We start from the raw sequence: 18,119 nt of genomic DNA, 5'->3' as shown, positions 1-18,119 counted from the left end.
GGAATAAAACTTTTTATTCTGTAGTGAAGAGTGTTTTTTTGTTGTTGTGATGTTGTGTTGGTAAGGGTGAAAATGTTATAAAAAAGAAAATTCCAAATTCCAGCTTAATAAAGTTGGAATTTGGAATTTTAAATAAGGTCTTGGGTAAGACTATTTTCCTTTGTTTGCTTCGTTGATGTATTTTTCTAAAGCCATCGTCATAGAAGGAGTTTCAGGAGTTGGAGCAAGAATATCTATTCTTAATCCATAATCTAAAGCTTCTTTTTGAGTGGTGCTTCCGAAAACAGCTATTCTGGTATCGTTTTGTTTAAAATCTGGGAAGTTTTTAAACAAGGACTTAATTCCAGTTGGGCTGAAAAATGCTAGAACATCGTAGTAAACATCTGCTAAATCAGATAAGTCACTCATCACTGTTTTGTAGAAAATAGCTTGAGTCCAATCTACTTTTAAGTTGTTTAAAGTGATAGGTGCGTCAGCATTCAATTGATCTGATGCTGGTAACAAGAATTTTTCGTCCTTGTATTTTTTGATCAGCGGAGATAAATCTGCAAAATCTTTCGCTCCCACATAAATTTTACGTTTTCTGTACACTACATATTTTTGTAGGTAAAACGCAACTGCTTCAGATTGACAGAAATATTTCAATCCTTCAGGTACTTTATAGCGCATTTCATCTGCCACTCTGAAAAAGTGATCTACCGCATTTCTACTGGTTAAGATTATTGCAGTATAGTGATTAAGGTCGATTTTTTGTAATCGAATCTCTTTTGCATTAACCCCTTCCACATGAATAAATGGTCTGAAATCAATTTTTATTTTGTGTTTTTGTTGGAGCTCAAAGTAAGGAGAATTCTCCACTTTAGGTTCAGGCTGTGACACCAAAATTGTTTTCACTTTCATATTATAAACTTTTTCTAAGCACTCCCTTTTGTAATCCAATAATAGAGAAAATAATAAGGGGCTATTTCAAGAGCGCAAAGATATAAAATAAAATAAAATAACTTGCTGATTATTGCATTTTGATAAGTTTTAATTGAAATAAAATAGGAGTATAAGCTTAGACAGAGCGAAACGCCTATGATTGCTAGGGGTATACTTTTTGGAATATCATCATAATAAAATAAAACAGCATTGATTGGGAGGATTAAAAGACCAATGTAGGTTCTATAGGTAACTTTTTGTAAGTTAAAAAGATCGACAAACTCATCAATATTGAAGGAATTCGCTATGATTTTTTCGATGAGATACTTTGCGAGAATAAAATACAGTAAAAGTGTGGCAATTTGAATAAACAAAAGCCAATCTGTTTTGGAGGCATAGCCGAAAACATGCATGGTCAGTTGAATGAAAAAAGCGTAAGATACAACTTGGACAAAAAACAATCCAATGGTAAAGCTACTTTTTAGATGGTTGCTATCACGGTAAATTTTGGCGTATTTATCAGAAAATATGAGCTTGCTAAATTCGCTGAATCGGGCTTCATAAGCCGATTTGGTAATCGCGACAACGGCAAAGGTTAACACAAATAAAAGTGTTGCCCAGTCTTTGTTTTCGAGAATTCTAGGGTGAAGTTGTTCAATCATAACGATACAAAATTAGTAATTTTTTATATCAATACTTTTATTATAACTTTATTATGGATGAAATGCTATAAAAAGTTTACTTTTGCGTTGAAATTACGCAGAAAAATGAATGATTGTATTGTCATAATTCCCACTTACAACGAAATCGAAAACATAGAAGGTATAGTTAGAGCTGTACTTTCCCAACACAAGCCTTTTCATCTTTTAATTATAGATGATAATTCGCCAGATCATACTGCCAATAAGGTTGTTGCGCTTCAGGAAGAATTTCCGGAGCGATTGTTTTTAGAGAAAAGAGCCAAAAAATCAGGTTTAGGAACTGCCTATGTTCATGGTTTTAAATGGGCCTTAGCAAGAAACTACGATTTCATTTTTGAAATGGACGCTGACTTTTCACACAATCCCAATGATCTAGAAAAGCTATTTGATGCTTGTCATTTTGGCGGTGCCGATTTGGCTATAGGATCACGTTATGTAACGGGGGTTAATGTGGTCAACTGGCCTTTGAGTCGAGTGTTGATGTCTTATTTCGCTTCGGTGTATGTGAAGTTTATTACAGGAATGAAAATTCATGATGCAACAGCGGGTTTTGTTTGTTATAAAAGAGAGGTGTTGGAAAAGATCAATCTCGATAAAATTAAATTTGTCGGATATGCTTTTCAAATTGAAATGAAGTACAGAACCTACTGTGCTAAGTTCGCGATTTCGGAAGTTCCTATTATTTTTACAGATAGAACTAAAGGAGTATCCAAAATGAGCAATGCCATTATCAAGGAAGCAATTCTGGGTGTGATTTCGCTTAGATTGAAAAAATTAGTCAATTCGTTATAAATCCAAGAGATGAATAGAATTTTAATAAAGAATGCCAAAATAGTAAACGAAGGATCTATTTTTGAAGGTGATGTTTTGATAGAGAACGATCTAATTGTTGAAATTTCAGATAGTATTAGTTTAAAAACGTCAGATTGCAAAGTTATAGATGCCGAAGGAAGTTACTTGATGCCGGGTGCAATTGATGATCAAGTGCATTTTAGAGAACCAGGTTTAACGCATAAAGGAGATATTGAATCAGAATCAAGAGCTGCTGTTGCCGGTGGGATCACTTCTTTTATTGAGCAACCCAATACTGTTCCTAATGCCGTTACTCAGGAAATTCTAGAAGATAAATATAAAATTGCGGGTGTAAAGTCGTACGCGAACTATTCGTTTATGATGGGAGCAACCAATGACAATTTAGAGGAGGTTTTAAAAACCAATCCAAAAAATGTAGCAGGTATTAAAATATTTTTAGGTTCTTCGACCGGTAATATGTTAGTGGACAATGAGGCTACTTTGGAAAAAATATTTTCCAGTACGCCTATGTTAATAGCTGTTCACTGTGAGGATGAAACAACCATTCAAAATAATCTTGCCAAGTATAAAGAAGAATACGGAGATAAGGTGCCTGTAACAGCGCATCATTTAATTCGAAGTGAAGAAGCTTGTTATATATCGTCTTCAAAAGCTGTGGCTTTAGCGAAAAAAACAGGAGCTCGTTTGCATATCTTTCACCTTTCTACTGCTAAGGAAATGGAATTGTTTACCAATAAAATACCTTTAGAAGATAAAAAGATTACGGCTGAGGTTTGTGTACATCATCTTTGGTTTACCGATGAGGATTACAAAACAAAAGGTAATTTTATAAAATGGAATCCAGCTGTGAAAACGGATAAGGATAGAAAAGCGCTTTGGGATGCTTTAAATGACGGTCGTATTGATGTAATTGCTACAGATCATGCGCCGCATACTAAAGAAGAAAAAATGCAATCCTATTTAAATGCACCTTCTGGAGGTCCATTAGTGCAACATGCTGTAGTGGCTATGTTCGAAGCGCATCATCAGGGAAAAATTTCTGTTGAGAAAATAGTAGAGAAGATGTGTCATAATCCGGCTAAAATCTTCAAGATCAAAAAAAGAGGTTTCGTAAAAGAAGGGTATTTTGCTGATTTAGTTATTGTGAATCCAAGTTTACCTTGGAGTGTAAAGCCAGAAAACATTTTGTCAAAATGTGGTTGGTCTCCTTTTGAAAATTATACATTTAAATCTAGGATTACCCATACTTTTGTAAATGGTGAAATGGTGTATACGAATTTCAAAGTAAAGGATGTTCGTTCTGGAAAAAGATTATTGTTTGATAGATAAAAAGCGGATATGAGGAATTTTGTAGTAATAGTATTGGTTTTGTTTCTTTCTATAAGTTGTAAAAAAGAGTTGGTTCAAGAGCCAAAGGGACTTATTGAAAGAGAAAAGATGATTGATATTATGTATGATTTATCGTTGTTAGAGGCGGTGAAGTATCAAAATCCTTTGTCATTAGATTCCATTGATACTAGTCCAACGAAGTTTATTCTTCGTAAATACAAAGTAGATAGTTTACAGTTTGCACAGAGTAATATTTATTATGCTGCCGATTACGAGACTTATAAGGATATGTTTGATCAAATAGCCAAACGGCTAGAGAAGAAGCAAAAAGCAGTGGATTCGATTGTGAAGATCGAAGAAAAGAAAGCGGCGGCTAAAGCTAAGGCAGCAAAGAAAAAAGCGGTAGCTAAAGATACTTTAGAAAAACGTCCCTTGAGAAAAGTAAATGTTGATTCGATAAGACGCGCAAGGCAGTTAGGCAAGTAGCTTTATGACTTTGACGTCTGTTTAATATACTGATGTACATCTAAAAAAACCGTTCCTAGAGCGGTTTTTATTTTTTGGTTTGTATAGAGGTTTTTAGAATAGGAAGCTTTTGCTGTGGCCTTTGTAATGCGTCTTTTTTGAAAAAACAAGGTCGAATATAAGGCATCCACTATCCACAGTAGATTCATGAAGAAAGGCTTTGCATGAAAGCTAGGTTTTTTGACTTGTAAAGTTGTAGCGATGGTGTTTAAGACATCTCGAAAAACAATATTGTCGGCAATTAAAGTAAAACGTTCGTTTTTGATATCGCTCTTCATTAATTCAAAGGCAATTCGTACCACATCGTTTATGGCAATAAATCCTGTATTTCCTAGAGTGTAGAAGGAAAGCCCGTTGGCTACCTTTTGGTACAATGCACTACTGCCTTGTTCGAAAGTTTTGGCCAGCGCAATAGGTCCTAAAATTACTCCTGGATTGATAATAATAATATCTAAACCTTCTTGAAGTCCACGCCAAACTTCCATTTCCGCACCGTATTTTGAAATGGCATAATCACTATGTGGTTTTTCTGGGTTCCAGTCTGTTTCTTCTGTGATGTAGGTTTCGTGTGGAGCTAAGTCTCCTAAAGCGGCAATAGAGCTTACAAAACAGAATTTTTTGACTTCTTTGGCAATTGAGAAATTGACCATATTGGCTGTGCCTTCGATATTGGTTTTTCGAAGTAATTCTTCCTCTTTAGGATCAAATGAAATTAGAGCGGCACAATGGTACACATAGTCAATGTCAAGGAAAGCAACTTCTAGGGAGGGAACGTCTATGATATCGGCTTCAATCCATTCAATTTTTTCAAATAAGTCCGCTTTTTTATAATATTCAAAAACGGATTTTGTTTTGTGAATCTTCTTTTGGTTGCGGTAGATAGCCCGAACCTTTTCTCCATTTTCAACCAAATGAAGTAATAAATGTGCGCCTACTAAACCTGTTCCTCCAGTTACTAATACCATTTGGTAAATATACTATTTTGCTCCAAAGAGACAAAGAGTCCTTTTTTAATTTTAAGGAAATTCATATTTCTCTTTGACATTGTCAATGGTTTTTGATATTGATATTGACAATCGTTATATTTGCACAAATTATTTTAAAAATGAAGAATCTAGTTGAAGAATTAAAGTGGCGCGGTTTATATCATGATAGCATGCCAGGAACGGAAGAACAATTGCTGAAAGAGGTAACTACGGCTTATATAGGCTTTGATCCAACGGCAGATTCACTACATATTGGTAGTATGGTTCAGATTATTTTATTGGTTCACTTAAACAGAACGGGGCATAAAGCTATCGCTTTGGTAGGAGGTGCAACAGGTATGATTGGTGATCCATCCGGTAAATCTGATGAAAGAAATTTATTGAACGAAGAAACTTTGGCTAAAAATGTAGCTGGAATTAAAAGCGTTTTGTCTCGTTTCTTAGATTTCAATTCAACAGCTGAAAATGCTCCAGTAATGGTGAACAACTACGACTGGATGAAAGAATTCTCTTTTATTGATTTTGCTCGTGAGGTGGGAAAACGCATCACGGTAAATTATATGATGGCTAAAGACTCTGTTAAAAAGAGATTAAGTGGAGAAGGAGAGGGGATGTCTTTCACTGAGTTTACTTATCAATTAATTCAAGGTTACGATTTTTACCATTTATATAAAAACAACAATTGTATTTTACAAATGGGAGGTTCTGATCAATGGGGTAATATTACCACTGGTACAGAATTAGTGCGCAGAATGGGTGGTGAAAATGCCAAAGCTTTTGCGTTGACAACACCTTTAATTACAAAAGCAGACGGATCTAAATTCGGAAAATCTGAAGGCGGAAATGTTTGGTTAGATGCGGATAAAACTTCAGTGTATAAATTTTACCAGTTTTGGGTAAATGCTACCGATGTGGATGCAGAGAAATACATCAAAATCTTTACTTTCTTAGATAAAGAAACAATAGATGCGCTAATTGAAGAGCATAAAACTGCTCCTCATTTGAGAGTTTTACAAAAGAGACTAGCACAAGAAATTACGATTTTTGTTCATTCAGAAGAAGAATTGGAAAAGGCGATTCAAGCATCGAACATTTTGTTTGGAAATTCAACTGCTGACGATTTGAAGCAATTGGATGAAACTACTTTTTTAGAGGTTTTTGACGGAGTTCCACAGGCAGAAATAGCCAAAGCAGACTTAGAAAGCGGATTGGATATTGTTACAGTTTTGAATGAAAAAACAGGATTCTTTAAGTCAAATGGAGAAGCTAGACGTGCCTTAACAGCTAATTCAATTTCTGTCAATAGAGAGAAAATCAAAGAAGATTTTGTTTTAACAACAACGGATTTGATTAACAATCAATTTGTATTGTTGCAAAGTGGAAAGAAAAACTATTTTGTAGTTCGAGTGGTTTAATTATAAAACCATCAGATTGCAACCACGAATATCAGAATTATCAAAACGTCCCAATACCTCGAAAGAGTTGTTGGGATTTTTTTTGCCTAAGTCTTGGGTCGCAATAAAAGAACAAGAATTGATGTTGGCTAAGTCGATAACGTTAATTCCACCTGTTTTTCCCTCTTTTACATAAGTAAGAGCATCTTCAGGGTCGCGTACTAAAATGTGCATCCATGATGGACATTCAAAGACACCTTCGCCCAAAGAGTAAGCCTGTCCTAATAATTCGGTCATACCATATTCCGAGTGAATAGCCGAGACGCCAAAACCTTCGCAAAGTTGCTGGTGTAATTCTTCGCGTATCATTTCTTTGCGTTTGCCTTTCATTCCACCAGTTTCCATAATAATGGTATTCTGAAGTTGAAATTGGTGTTTTTCAATTAAATCCAGTAAAGCATAAGTAACCCCAATTAGAATAACATTCTGACCCGACTGGTCAAGAGCAGTTAGTTTTTTAATTAGGTCGTCATGATTGTGTAAATAAAACCCACTGTCAGGCTGATTGGATAGCTTTATAAGGTCTTCGACCATATAGATTAACGAAGAGCCGTCACGCTCGAGATAGGAAGGTAAAAGGGCTAAAACAACGTAATCTTCAATATTGCCATAAAATTGAGAAAATCCCTTGCGGTAACTTTCTTCATAAAGGGAAACATCGGTAACCAAATGTTTACTGGTGATCATGCCTGTGGTTCCGCTGCTGGTAAAAGTAACCTCGGCGGGATCGGTATTGGAGACCACCTGGTGGCTTTTGAAAAACTGTATGGGTAAAAAGGGAATTTGTTGTAACGATTTTACCTGTTGAGGATTCACTTTTAAATAATCGCAAAAATCACGATATACCCCATTGTGTTCATGTTGAAAACGAAACACTTTTAGTGCTAATTTTTCAAATTGTTTCTGACCTGAAAGGGTAAATATATCGCTGGCTGTAATCAAAACTTTTTTTGTGCAAAGGTATAAATATAGGATGTAAAGGCAATAAAAAAGCTCCAATGTTATTTTGGAGCTTTAAAAGTTTTTTATCGGACAATTAATTTTCGAGTTGCGGATGCATTAGCTTCGCTTATCTTGATGATATAAACACCAGGTGCTAAGTCGGAGACATTTAATTCCTTCGAGCTCATATGGGCTTGAAGTACTTTTTTCCCTAGAACATCAAAGATGATAATCTCTTTCTCTAAATCATTTTTAGAAGAGATATAAACCTTGCCGTTGGTCACTGGGTTAGGGTACAAGCTCAGTCCCTCTATGGTAGTTCCATCTTGAGGTTTTGGTAATTGTTTACTGTCCTGAGCAGAGGCGCTCAGCGTAAAGAAAAAAGCCAATAAGAATGTAATATAAAAGTAGTTTTTTGCCATCGCCTTATTTTGGATACGTAAATATACAAAATAAAATACAAAAATTACGCCAAAAAAAAACATCCTAAATTTTTAGGATGTTTTTTAACGGTTTATGTTCTAAGGGTTTAGAAACCTACTGACCATCCAGTAGCCCATGTTGGTTGTGCAACACCATTTCCAGCTCCAGTAGCAGTAGCGGATTCTACTATTAAAGCAGATACATCAGCACTTACTCCACTTGTAGCAGGAGCAACAGCAGTTTTCTTTCCTTTTGTTTTAGTAGTTACATCAGCAACGAACTTTACGTTAGTAACTTTTAATAAAGTACCAACAAATGCGATTGTTTCGTCATTTTCAACATCAAAACCAGTTGTCCAAGAGCTTAGAGCGACGTTAGATATCATTCCTTTAGTTCCTCTTCTTAGTTTTACTGCTTGATTTTCAGCGAAGTTAGCTACGTCTGCAGTACTTCCAGGTCCAACAAGAGTCATGTTTGTGATAGTTGGGTTAGCAATTGGTGTATTGGCGAATCCAAATTCAAAGTTGTCTGCTTCAATACCTCTATTTCCTTTTCCGAAAGCTAATTTACCATACCAGTTTGTATTAGTACCATTCCAACCTTCTGTCCAGTCAAATTGATCATCTTCGTTACCGATAGAGATTAAGTTTGTTGTGTTTACAGATCCTCCGAAGAATTCGAATCCATCATCAGCACCGTGAAACGCTTGAACGTTTTCAACAACTGTACCTGAACCTACTCCGAAGAAAGAAACTCCATTGAATTCTTTTTCAGAGTTGAAAGCTGCACCAGCGTACTCAATTCTTAAATATTTGATAGAACCAGAATTGTCAGCAGAATTAGTACCTCCGTAAGTTAATTCAGCAACTTCAGATTGCGCTGTACTAGCACCACCCGTTACACGGTTGATAGGAGCTCTACCACAGATTACTAATCCACCCCATTTTCCAGCTTCTTTAACAGCAGCAGTCATAACAACAGGATTTGCAGCAGTACCATTTACATTAATTTTTCCACCTTGTGCAACAGCGATATAAGATGCAGTTCCACCAGAACCTTCGATTATTGTTCCTGCAGGTATTGTTAAGGTTGCACCGTCGTTTACTTGTATTTTTCCAGTTAATTTATAAGTAGTTCCAGCAGTAAGTACTACTTCGCCATCAGTGATAGTTCCTTTGAAATTGTTAGCATCTGCAACGAAAGATGAAGATGGTTCCGTTTTTTTAATGTCTTCGCTTGAACAGCTTGTTAGTAAGCTAGTTGATACAGCGATAATCCCAAGTAGGTTTACAATTGATTTTTTCATAATTGTTTTAGGTATTGTTTTGTTTTTTGTGTGTTTAATTTCTTATTGCAAAGATGTATCAGAAATCTTTTCTAGATGTTAACTAACCATGAATGTTAGTTTAAATTAAAGAACACTCTATATTAACTTAATGTTAAGTTGTTAAGGGAATATTTAAAGGGTAAATCGGGGTAGATCTCTAAGGTTTTTTGTTCCGCGGTCTCTGGTGATTTCATACGGAATGGGAGGGTACAAAAAAAGCAGCTCGAAAGCTGCTTTTAGTACTTGTTATGTTGTTTCTAGTTAGAATTCGTAGCTGAATCCTAAGCTTAGGTTTAATCCTTTTTTATAGCTTAAAACATTAACATCTCCTGATTGGTTTTCTTGAACTCTGTTAATAGTTGGGTCAAGGATATTTTTAACTACTAGACCAAGACCGAAGTTTTTGTTTAGTTTTGATTTTGCAATAAAATCTAAAGAACCAACAGCTTTATCCACTAGGTCACCTTTCTCAAGTGAGCCAATTGCATTTACTCGGTCTGAGAAATAATTGTAAGCTACAGTTGTAGTTAAATTACTTTTTTTGTCATTCCATTCATTAAAGAAAGATAAATCCGCGTTTAATAATAGTGGAGAAGCTCCTGTAAATTTACCTGTAGTACTGGTAAATGTGGTAGGTCTAGTTCCGTTTGTTTCTCTTAATACTTTTTCGTTATTTAATTCTTGTTTGCTGTACAGGTAAGAAGCATTTAATCCTCCAGTAAGTTTTTTAGTGTTTTCAGAGTCAAAAGTAAAAAGTACTTTTTTGTATTCTATTTCAGCACCAGCAACATACCCGTAATCACCTGAGTTTACGTAAGAGATATCATTTGTAGAGGAGTTGATGATTACCTCGTTAATAGGGTTTAAAATGTATTTTCCATAAGCGGTTACCGAGATGATTTCATCGCTCTTAGGAAACAATTCCCATTTTATGTCTAGGTTGTAGTTGTCAGAAGCATATAAGAATGGGTTACCAATTTTTGCTTGAAGAAATTCCTCGTAAATAAAAGGAGATCTTTCTTTAAATTGTGGTAAAGTGTAGGTTTTGCTTAATCCTAAACGTAAATTTTGTTTGTCGTTAAGTTCGTATTTCAAGATTAAACTTGGTAGAAAAGCATTTTTCTCCAGTTTGTCGCTACCACCATCAGGATCTAATTGTGTGCTCCAGTTCACGTCCTGGCTAATTACTTCACCTCTTAATCCTAAGACCGCTGTAAGTTTATTGAATTTGTATTCTGTATTGAAAAAAGCAGCATTAATCATCATGTCTCCATTGTATGCCTGTGGGTCAAGTGCGTTATAAACATCTGATCCTCCTCGGAAAGTGGAAATAGTGAAGTAATTATTGGCAAAGTTTTGTTGATTGTAAAAAGCATCTAAATTGTTTGGGTCAACAATATCTCCAGTGTGTGAAATAGGGTCGGTAACTGTTTTGAAGTTAAATTGTGTTGCTTTAAACGCTCTACTTTTGAATCTTCCGTTATAACCTACAGTGAATTTTCCTAGGTAGTCTCCGTCAGCGTTTTTATTGAACTTGTAATCAAGTCCTAAGTTAGCCGCTAATTCATCTTCTTTAAGGCTTTGGAAATAACGGTTGTTGTTAGGTGTAGACTGAGAGTTAATGACATAACCACCATCCACTTTATTCATAGTGTTGTACGTTCTGTCTGGGATACTTTGGTTTACGATGTTATACGAAGTTCCCCAGTTAAAAGTGCTTCTTTCGCTTAGTTTGTGTGTTCCTAATAATTGGTTCACCCATAAGTCTGTTTTCTCATAGTCATTTCTACGAATAAAACCATTTCCTTCATTAGCTAAATCTACTATATATCCTGCAGATTCTTCTTTCTTTTGAGAGGAAGTATTAATGTATAAAGAGTTGAAGTTGATTTTGTTTCTGCTGTTAATTTTGTACCCTGTATTAAACATAGCAGTTGTATTGGTATTGTAAGCAAGGTATTTGTAATCTAAGTCTTTGCCAGCAACACCCATAGCATTAACACTTCCTTTAATAGTACCATTGGTTCTTGAGGAGTATTCGTTGCTAAAAGAAGCTGTTCCGAAAACGTTTATTTTTCCTTCGCTACCTACGTTAAATGAATCTCCACCAGAAATTCCGAATGAACCAGCAAGAGGTGTTTTTTTCTCAAAGCCTAAAGTATTAAACCCGTATGATGTTAATGGGTTGTTTGGGATTTCAGCTTTGCTAAATCCAAATGCGTTAGGTCCTTTTTGTAAAGAAAAATTGCTTTCTCCCACAGCATTAGTATTTATTTTTGATTCAGCATCAATTTTGAAAAAACCATTTCCTTTGTAGTCTTTAGAAACAATATCAACGTTTCCTCCAGCAAAATCTCCGAAAAACTTACCATTGTAAACTTTGTCGATCGAAACATATTCGATGATATCTGTTGAGAATATATCTAAGTTGATGTTTTTCTTCTCAGGATCGTTAGATGGGATTGGCAATCCGTTCATAGTAGTAGAATTGTAACGGTCACCTAGACCTCTTACGAAAATATTACCTGTTCCTTCTTGTTTGGTAATACCAGTAGTTTTAATAACAGCGTTAGCGACGTCACTAACTCCTTTTTTAGAAAGTTCTTGCGCTCCAATAGACTGCTTTATGTCTACAGCATTCTTTTGCTCTAATAATAATGCAGATTCTTTTTGTCTGTTGACAGAGGATGATTTTACCACTACGTCTTTAAGTTCGTAACCCCCTGAGGATAATGTTTGATTTACTGTTGTATTTTCTTTTGCTTTTACTGTAACTGGAGTTTCCACAGATTGATATCCAAGAAAACTAAAGATAACGGTATAATTTCCTGGATTAACTGATAAGGAATATTTTCCATCCATGTCAGTGTTTACACTAATATTAGTACCTTTAATTAAAATATTAGCAAAAGGTAAAGGTGTATTGTTCATTTCTTTGTCGGATAAAACTCCAGAAATTGTACCTTTGGTTTGTGCGATCGAAACAGCACAGAATAATAATGTAAGTAATAGAAATTTTAAATTGAATTTCATTTCAGAATGTGTTTAATTTATTTTTTTTGCAAAGAAATGGCAGCATTGTAAACTTGGTGTTAGCTGCTTGTTATGTTTTTGTCTCTATTAGATTATCAAATTGTTACCAAATTAAATTACGGTTAACACGACTTTTTTAACGTTTATTTATTATTACATTTACCATCGCAATTAAAAACCATCGGATTTGTAGAGAAGAAAATTTGATGAGAAAAACTCAATTTTTGCTATTTTATGAAAAAAACACAAACCAAGATTTTATTAGTCGACGATGAACCGGATATCTTAGAAATCGTAGGCTATAACCTTGCTCAAGAAGGCTATCAAATTGTTACGGCTTCCAATGGAAAAGAAGCTATTGCAAAAGCGCAAAAAGAACTTCCAGACTTAATTATTATGGATGTAATGATGGCGGAGATGGATGGTATGGAAGCTTGTGAACACATTAGAAAAATCCCAGAATTGAATAATGTTATCATAACATTTCTAACTGCTAGAAGTGAAGATTATTCTCAAGTAGCTGGTTTTGATGCGGGGGCAGATGATTATATCACCAAACCGATAAAGCCAAAATTATTGGTCAGTAAAGTGAAGGCTTTATTAAGAAGGTTAAAAGAACAAGAAGTTGTTAGTGATACTTTAAACGTAGGTGGAATCGAAATTAACCGCGAAGAATATAAGATCATCAAGGATAATGTAGAAATTGCTTTACCAAGAAAAGAATTTGAGTTGTTTTACTTATTGGCTTCTAAACCAGGAAAAGTATTCAAAAGAGACGAGATTCTGGACAAAGTATGGGGTAATGAAGTGGTTGTTGGAGGAAGAACAATAGATGTTCATATTCGAAAATTACGCGAGAAGATTGGAGAAGAACTTTTTAAGACGATAAAAGGAGTTGGGTATAAATTTGAAGTATAAGCCCATACTAATTTTATTATAAATATAACTCATTCAGGGTTACAAAGCCATTAAGGGATTGCGCTTTATTAAGACTAAAAAACTTAATTTAGGGAATCTTTTAATGGTTTAATTATTAACTGTATACTATAAATGATTCCCTTTATAAATGAAAATTAATTTTAAGAAGACCTACAGATTTGCGGTAAAATCGGCCTTGTATATCAGTCTTTTTGCGACAGGCTTTGTATTGATACTATTGTATTTGTTTTATAGAAATACTTTGAAAAATGAGATAGGGTTCGCCTTGATTTTTCTGGTTTCGGTTTATATTTTCTCTTTTTTAGTTTTACAATACAGGGTAGAGCGTTTTATATACAGAAGGGTTAAGAAAATATATGATGAGGTTTCCTTGTTGGAATCTACGACATTGATTAATCAGCCGATCACTACCGATATGGAAACGTTATCGCGTGAAGTAAAAAAGTTTGCTACCGATAAAAAGTTGGAAATCGAGATGCTGGAAATTCGTGAGCAATATCGTAGGGAGTTTTTAGGAAATGTGTCACACGAACTCAAAACACCTTTGTTTACTGTTCAAGGATATGTCTCTACTTTGCTCGATGGAGCGATGGAGGATAAGACCATTCGAAAAAAATATTTAAAACGAGCTGAAAAGGGAGTGGAGCGTTTGATTTATATTGTGGAAGATTTGGATATGATCACTAAATTGGAATCGGGTGATTTAGATTTGATGATTACGGATTTTGATATAGTGGAATTGATTCAGAATGTTTTCGATTTACTAGAGATGAAAGCCGATAAAAAGAATATCAAGTTGGCTTTTGAAAGTAGAAATGTGAAATCGGTTATTGTTCGTGGGGACAAGGATCGTATCCAACAGGTTTTAGAAAACTTGATTGTGAATTCTATTAAATACGGAAATGAGAACGGTTTAACTGAAGTTGGAGTCGTAAACTTGACCAAGAAGAAAGTGTTAATCAGGATTAGTGATAATGGAGAAGGAGTAGAAAAACAAAACATCCCAAGGCTTTTTGAGCGTTTCTATAGAGTGGATAAAAGCGGAGCAAGAACAGAAGGTGGTTCAGGTTTAGGATTGGCTATTGTAAAACACATTATTGAAGCACACAAAGAGAAAGTGTACGTGGAAAGTGAGTTTGGAATCGGTTCTGAGTTTTCATTCACACTCGAAAAGGCTTATAAAACGCCAAAACAGGATGTTAAATAATAGTGAGCAGTAGTACTGCGAAGTACCGTAAAATACCGATTTTTAACGTAAAAGACAATTAGTTAACGATTTAGGAACAATTCCTTTTCATTATAGTAACACTGTGTTAATATTATCTTAACATTGGTGATAGATCTTTGTGCCTCTAAATTTTTAGAGTTTAAAGCTAAATAATGAAAAGAAAAATCGCCGCAATTTTATTGCTAATTACTGGTGTAATGCATGCCCAAGAGGTAAAAAAAGAAGATGTAAGGAAGGAAGTAATTCGTCTTTTAGATTCGATTAACAAAGCAAAACTTCCTGATACGGAATCAGGAGTGAGTAATAAGGAGCACTGGTACGATAGAATTTCGTTACGCGGTTATGCGCAAGTGAGATACAATGGTTTGTTGTCTACAAATGATAAAGTGTCTTGCGAGCAATGTGATAAGTCATGGGGTACCACTTCTACGGATCCTGAGGCAAGATCAAATAATGGTCTTTTTATCAGACGTGCGCGTCTGGTATTTTCGGGACAAATTCACCCCAATGTATTCTTTTATTTTCAACCCGATTTTGCGAGTTCACCTAGTAGTGGAGTCAACAATTTTGTTCAAATTAGAGATATTTATTTTGATCTATCTTTTGATAAAAAAAGAGAATATCGCGTTCGTATTGGACAAAGTAAGATTCCTTATGGGTTTGAGAACATGCAATCTAGTTCTGTTCGACTGGCCTTAGATAGAAATGATGCCATGAATAGCTCTATTGCTAATGAACGTGATCTAGGGGCCTTCTTTTATTGGGCGCCAAGTGAAATTAGAGAGCGTTTTGATATGTTGGTAAAAGAAGGTTACAAAGGTTCTGGTGATTTTGGTGTTTTTGCTTTTGGAGTTTATAATGGACAGATAGCTAATAAGTTAGATGGAAATAGAGCTTTGAATATTGTATCGAGAATAACCTATCCGTTTGTTATTGGGAACCAAATTATTGAGCCTGGAATTCAGGCGTATACCGGTAAATGGGCTTTTACGAACGAAATCTCAACTGGAGTTGCCGTGACCAATCCACAATATGTAAAGGATGAAAGGATAGGGGCTACTTTTGTGTTGTATCCAAAACCATTCGGAATACAAACAGAGTATAATGTTGGAAAGGGACCACGATACAATCCAACCACCAATAGTGTGGATGTGAAGAGTTTGAACGGAGGTTATGTGTTGATGAATTATAAGTTAGACCTAGGAAAACAATTGCTGTATCCTTTTGCTAAATTTCAGTACTATGACGGAGGAAAAAAATATGAAAAGGATGCCAGAAGTTATGTGGTTAGAGATTATGAAATAGGTGTAGAGTGGCAGCCGCTAAAAGCGGTAGAGTTAACGGCTGAATATGTTATTGCAGATCGAACTTTTGTGGACAGTGCACTACCGATCAATAGACAACAAGGAAACTTATTGCGCTTACAAGCACAGTTTAATTTCTAAAACTATTTTTCGAATATCGTAAATAACGAGTCCCAGTCGATCGTATGTTGAAACTGAGATAAACCTTTAAACGATTTTACTTTGGAGAGATCTTCAATAGTAAAATCGTTTTGCGTTGCATAAGGCACTAGGTTTTCATCCTGAAGTTTGACCGCCAAATATTCTTGTTCGTATTGTCCTGGAGTAGGAATAAAAAAAGCTTTCTTGCCTAGTTTTGCTAAATCCATTACGGTAGTATATCCAGAACGGCATAAGACCAGATCACTTTCGTTAAAAGTCTGTTCTAGTTGTTTAGAATTCATGAAATTATAATGGGTGATGTGACCAATTTCGTGTTTGGTTTGATTTTTCTCGACTACCCCTTTTACAAAAACGACTTTTCCTTTATAGTGTTTGATTTCTTGTTGTAATTTTTCTTCTAAAAGAGTACGTTGCGGTTCTGGACCTGATAAAATGATCATCAGATCGTAGGCTTTAGGCATCTCTTTTTTACGCATTCGGCTGATAGGGCCAATATAGCGTAAATTCAAATCATTTGTTTTTAGATGTCCTAAATCACCTGTTAGATTTATGGTTTCATTGGTATCTGGAATCCAGCATTCGGCGTACTTCTTAATAATATGTTGGTGAAATTTACTGGTAAACCAAGTGGTGTTTCCGGTCATGACGTTTAATTGATGTGTCATGAAGATCGAGGGGATTTTTTTGCTAAAAACACCCAAGCGATTGTCGGAAATAATACCGTCAATACCGTGCTTTTTAATCCAACCGTTTACCATTTTTTTCTCGTCTACTATAGCCGCGATCATTTTAGGTAGGTTTTTGATCAACTTCCATTTGAAATTTTTGCCATTTTTAGCATATTCAATATGATAAGAAGGTAATTCCAGTGTTTGAATATAAGGGAATTCTTTTCGCAATAACGCCAGAGCAATTCCGTCTGAAGCTATGATAGGGATATAGTTGTTTTCCTGAAGTGCTTTAATGATAGGGATGCATCTTGTCGCGTGACCTAGTCCCCAATTTAGTGGAGCAATTAAAATAGTTTTGTTTGCTGAATATTCAATGCTCATAGTTTGCTGTTTTATAGAAACTAAGATAAAGAAATAAGGTTTTTGTATGATTTCTGCTGTATTACTAAATTATTAACTCTAAGTGCTAGTTAGGGTTTTGAAAGCAGTGAGTAGTGGATAGGATATGGTATTTGCAGGCTTATTGACCCTTGGTTGGATTTTTTACAAAAAAAAAGGACTAGTTATCTAGTCCTTTGTCTTTTGTATGCAGTAGGCTTACGTTTATTCTTTTATATAGGTCTTGTTACCGTTGGAATTAATGTAATATTTGCCTCCTCTAGGACCTGTATATACTTTTTTACCATTGTATTCACCAGTAATCTTATCGGCTACTTTTGGCGCTTTTTCACTAGTCTCTTGTAGTTTTTTAGTGGTTTTGGTTTTGGCGGCAGTAGCGTCTTTTTTTACTGCTTTTGCAGTGGCGGTAGCTTTGTCAGCGGTTTTGTCTGCTTTGGCTTTAGTACTTTCTGCTTTGTCTACTGTTTTACTTGCTTTGGCTTTAGTGCTTTCTGCTTTGTCAGAAACTTTTTTTGAAGTCTTAGTCGTTTCGGATTTTGCTGCAGCTGTTTCTTTAGCAGCTTTAGCTTTAGCAGCTTTGGTGGCTTTAGCCGTTTCCGTTTTTGCTTTAGCGGTTTCTTTAGTAGTTTTAGCTTTTACTTCTTTTGTAGTTTCTTTAGCTTCCTTTGCGGCTTTAGCAGCTTTGGCAGCCGATTTTTTAGCAGCAGCAGTTGTTTTAGTTTTTGCTGTTGTAGTTGTTTCTTGCGCATAGAAGTTATGGGACAGAATAACTATAAAACAGAGCAACAATAATTTTTTCATAATCTTAGAGGTTTAAATTTCAATTAAAATTAATGAATTTATTATAATGTTATTCATAAATAATTAAAATTATTTACGATGATGAGTATTTTTTGTGTGAATTATGGAGTGGTGTTAAAAGGAAAGCGGATAAGGATAGAGTGTAAAAAAAAGCCTCACTT

The 18,119-nt window shown here is 35.1% G+C and carries 16 protein-coding genes; 7 read left to right on the top strand and 9 right to left on the bottom strand.

Annotation, left to right across the window (positions count from 1 at the left end):
• Window positions 1-150: 150 nt before the first annotated feature.
• Both AC51AA_RS11790 and AC51AA_RS11785 read right to left on the bottom strand, forming a co-directional pair.
• Window positions 151-900 carry a uroporphyrinogen-III synthase gene (locus AC51AA_RS11790; RefSeq protein WP_500702434.1) on the bottom strand — a complete coding sequence of 250 codons (750 nt, stop codon included), beginning with the start codon at window positions 898-900 and terminating at the stop codon, window positions 151-153.
• A gap of 14 nt (window positions 901-914) precedes the next feature.
• Window positions 915-1,583, bottom strand: a complete 669-nt coding sequence (locus AC51AA_RS11785) for a DUF4271 domain-containing protein (RefSeq protein ID WP_500702433.1) — start codon at window positions 1,581-1,583, stop codon at window positions 915-917.
• Window positions 1,584-1,688: 105 nt separating this feature from the next.
• On the opposite strand from AC51AA_RS11785, the gene AC51AA_RS11780 reads away from it, so the two are divergent.
• From AC51AA_RS11780 to AC51AA_RS11770, 3 genes are read left to right on the top strand one after another with little or no spacing between them, the layout of a single operon-like run.
• Window positions 1,689-2,414 (top strand): polyprenol monophosphomannose synthase, encoded by a 726-nt coding sequence (locus AC51AA_RS11780; RefSeq protein WP_500705633.1) that lies wholly within the window; start codon window positions 1,689-1,691, stop codon window positions 2,412-2,414.
• A gap of 9 nt (window positions 2,415-2,423) precedes the next feature.
• Window positions 2,424-3,764 (top strand): dihydroorotase, encoded by a 1,341-nt coding sequence (locus tag AC51AA_RS11775; RefSeq protein ID WP_500702432.1) that lies wholly within the window; start codon window positions 2,424-2,426, stop codon window positions 3,762-3,764.
• Between the two features lie 9 nt (window positions 3,765-3,773).
• Window positions 3,774-4,250: a DUF4296 domain-containing protein gene (locus AC51AA_RS11770; RefSeq protein ID WP_500702431.1), complete on the top strand. Its 477-nt coding sequence runs from the start codon at window positions 3,774-3,776 to the stop codon at window positions 4,248-4,250.
• 2 nt (window positions 4,251-4,252) lie between these two features.
• Here the strand turns inward: AC51AA_RS11770 and AC51AA_RS11765 are convergent, their stop codons facing one another.
• Window positions 4,253-5,254, bottom strand: coding sequence for an NAD-dependent epimerase/dehydratase family protein (locus AC51AA_RS11765; RefSeq protein ID WP_500702430.1), 1,002 nt, complete (start codon window positions 5,252-5,254; stop codon window positions 4,253-4,255).
• A 140-nt stretch (window positions 5,255-5,394) separates the two neighbouring features.
• On the opposite strand from AC51AA_RS11765, the gene tyrS reads away from it, so the two are divergent.
• Entirely contained in the window at window positions 5,395-6,690 is a 1,296-nt protein-coding gene (gene tyrS / locus AC51AA_RS11760; RefSeq protein WP_500702429.1) for a tyrosine--tRNA ligase, read from the top strand.
• On the opposite strand, the gene AC51AA_RS11755 is transcribed toward tyrS, so the two are convergent.
• The 4 genes from AC51AA_RS11755 to AC51AA_RS11740 form a co-directional block, all read right to left on the bottom strand.
• Window positions 6,691-7,671 (bottom strand): LuxE/PaaK family acyltransferase, encoded by a 981-nt coding sequence (locus tag AC51AA_RS11755; protein ID WP_500702428.1) that lies wholly within the window; start codon window positions 7,669-7,671, stop codon window positions 6,691-6,693.
• 83 nt (window positions 7,672-7,754) lie between these two features.
• Window positions 7,755-8,093: a T9SS type A sorting domain-containing protein gene (locus tag AC51AA_RS11750; RefSeq protein WP_500702427.1), complete on the bottom strand. Its 339-nt coding sequence runs from the start codon at window positions 8,091-8,093 to the stop codon at window positions 7,755-7,757.
• Window positions 8,094-8,200: 107 nt separating this feature from the next.
• Window positions 8,201-9,400 (bottom strand): beta-helix domain-containing protein, encoded by a 1,200-nt coding sequence (locus AC51AA_RS11745; protein WP_500702426.1) that lies wholly within the window; start codon window positions 9,398-9,400, stop codon window positions 8,201-8,203.
• Between the two features lie 282 nt (window positions 9,401-9,682).
• Window positions 9,683-12,454, bottom strand: a complete 2,772-nt coding sequence (locus AC51AA_RS11740; protein WP_500702425.1) for a TonB-dependent receptor — start codon at window positions 12,452-12,454, stop codon at window positions 9,683-9,685.
• 234 nt (window positions 12,455-12,688) lie between these two features.
• Between AC51AA_RS11740 and AC51AA_RS11735 the strand changes: the two genes are divergently transcribed.
• The 3 genes from AC51AA_RS11735 (at window position 12,689) to AC51AA_RS11725 (ending at window position 16,066) form a co-directional block, all read left to right on the top strand.
• Complete coding sequence (locus AC51AA_RS11735; RefSeq protein ID WP_500702424.1) at window positions 12,689-13,372, top strand: response regulator transcription factor; 684 nt, start codon at window positions 12,689-12,691, stop codon at window positions 13,370-13,372.
• Window positions 13,373-13,520: 148 nt separating this feature from the next.
• Window positions 13,521-14,600 (top strand): sensor histidine kinase, encoded by a 1,080-nt coding sequence (locus tag AC51AA_RS11730; protein WP_500702423.1) that lies wholly within the window; start codon window positions 13,521-13,523, stop codon window positions 14,598-14,600.
• Window positions 14,601-14,770: 170 nt separating this feature from the next.
• A complete protein-coding gene (locus AC51AA_RS11725; protein ID WP_500705632.1) occupies window positions 14,771-16,066 on the top strand; it encodes a porin in 1,296 nt (431 codons plus the stop codon).
• 2 nt (window positions 16,067-16,068) lie between these two features.
• On the opposite strand, the gene AC51AA_RS11720 is transcribed toward AC51AA_RS11725, so the two are convergent.
• Both AC51AA_RS11720 and AC51AA_RS11715 read right to left on the bottom strand, forming a co-directional pair.
• On the bottom strand, window positions 16,069-17,139 hold the full coding sequence (locus tag AC51AA_RS11720) for a glycosyltransferase (protein ID WP_500702422.1): 1,071 nt from the start codon (window positions 17,137-17,139) through the stop codon (window positions 16,069-16,071).
• Window positions 17,140-17,361: 222 nt separating this feature from the next.
• Window positions 17,362-17,958: a hypothetical protein gene (locus AC51AA_RS11715; RefSeq protein WP_500702421.1), complete on the bottom strand. Its 597-nt coding sequence runs from the start codon at window positions 17,956-17,958 to the stop codon at window positions 17,362-17,364.
• Window positions 17,959-18,119 lie beyond the last annotated feature (161 nt).

This window comes from Flavobacterium sp. OHVDL-2026-0007 (genome assembly GCF_059882335.1).
Note: the sequence above shows the minus strand (reverse complement) of the source record. Positions and strands in the feature narration are given on the sequence as shown.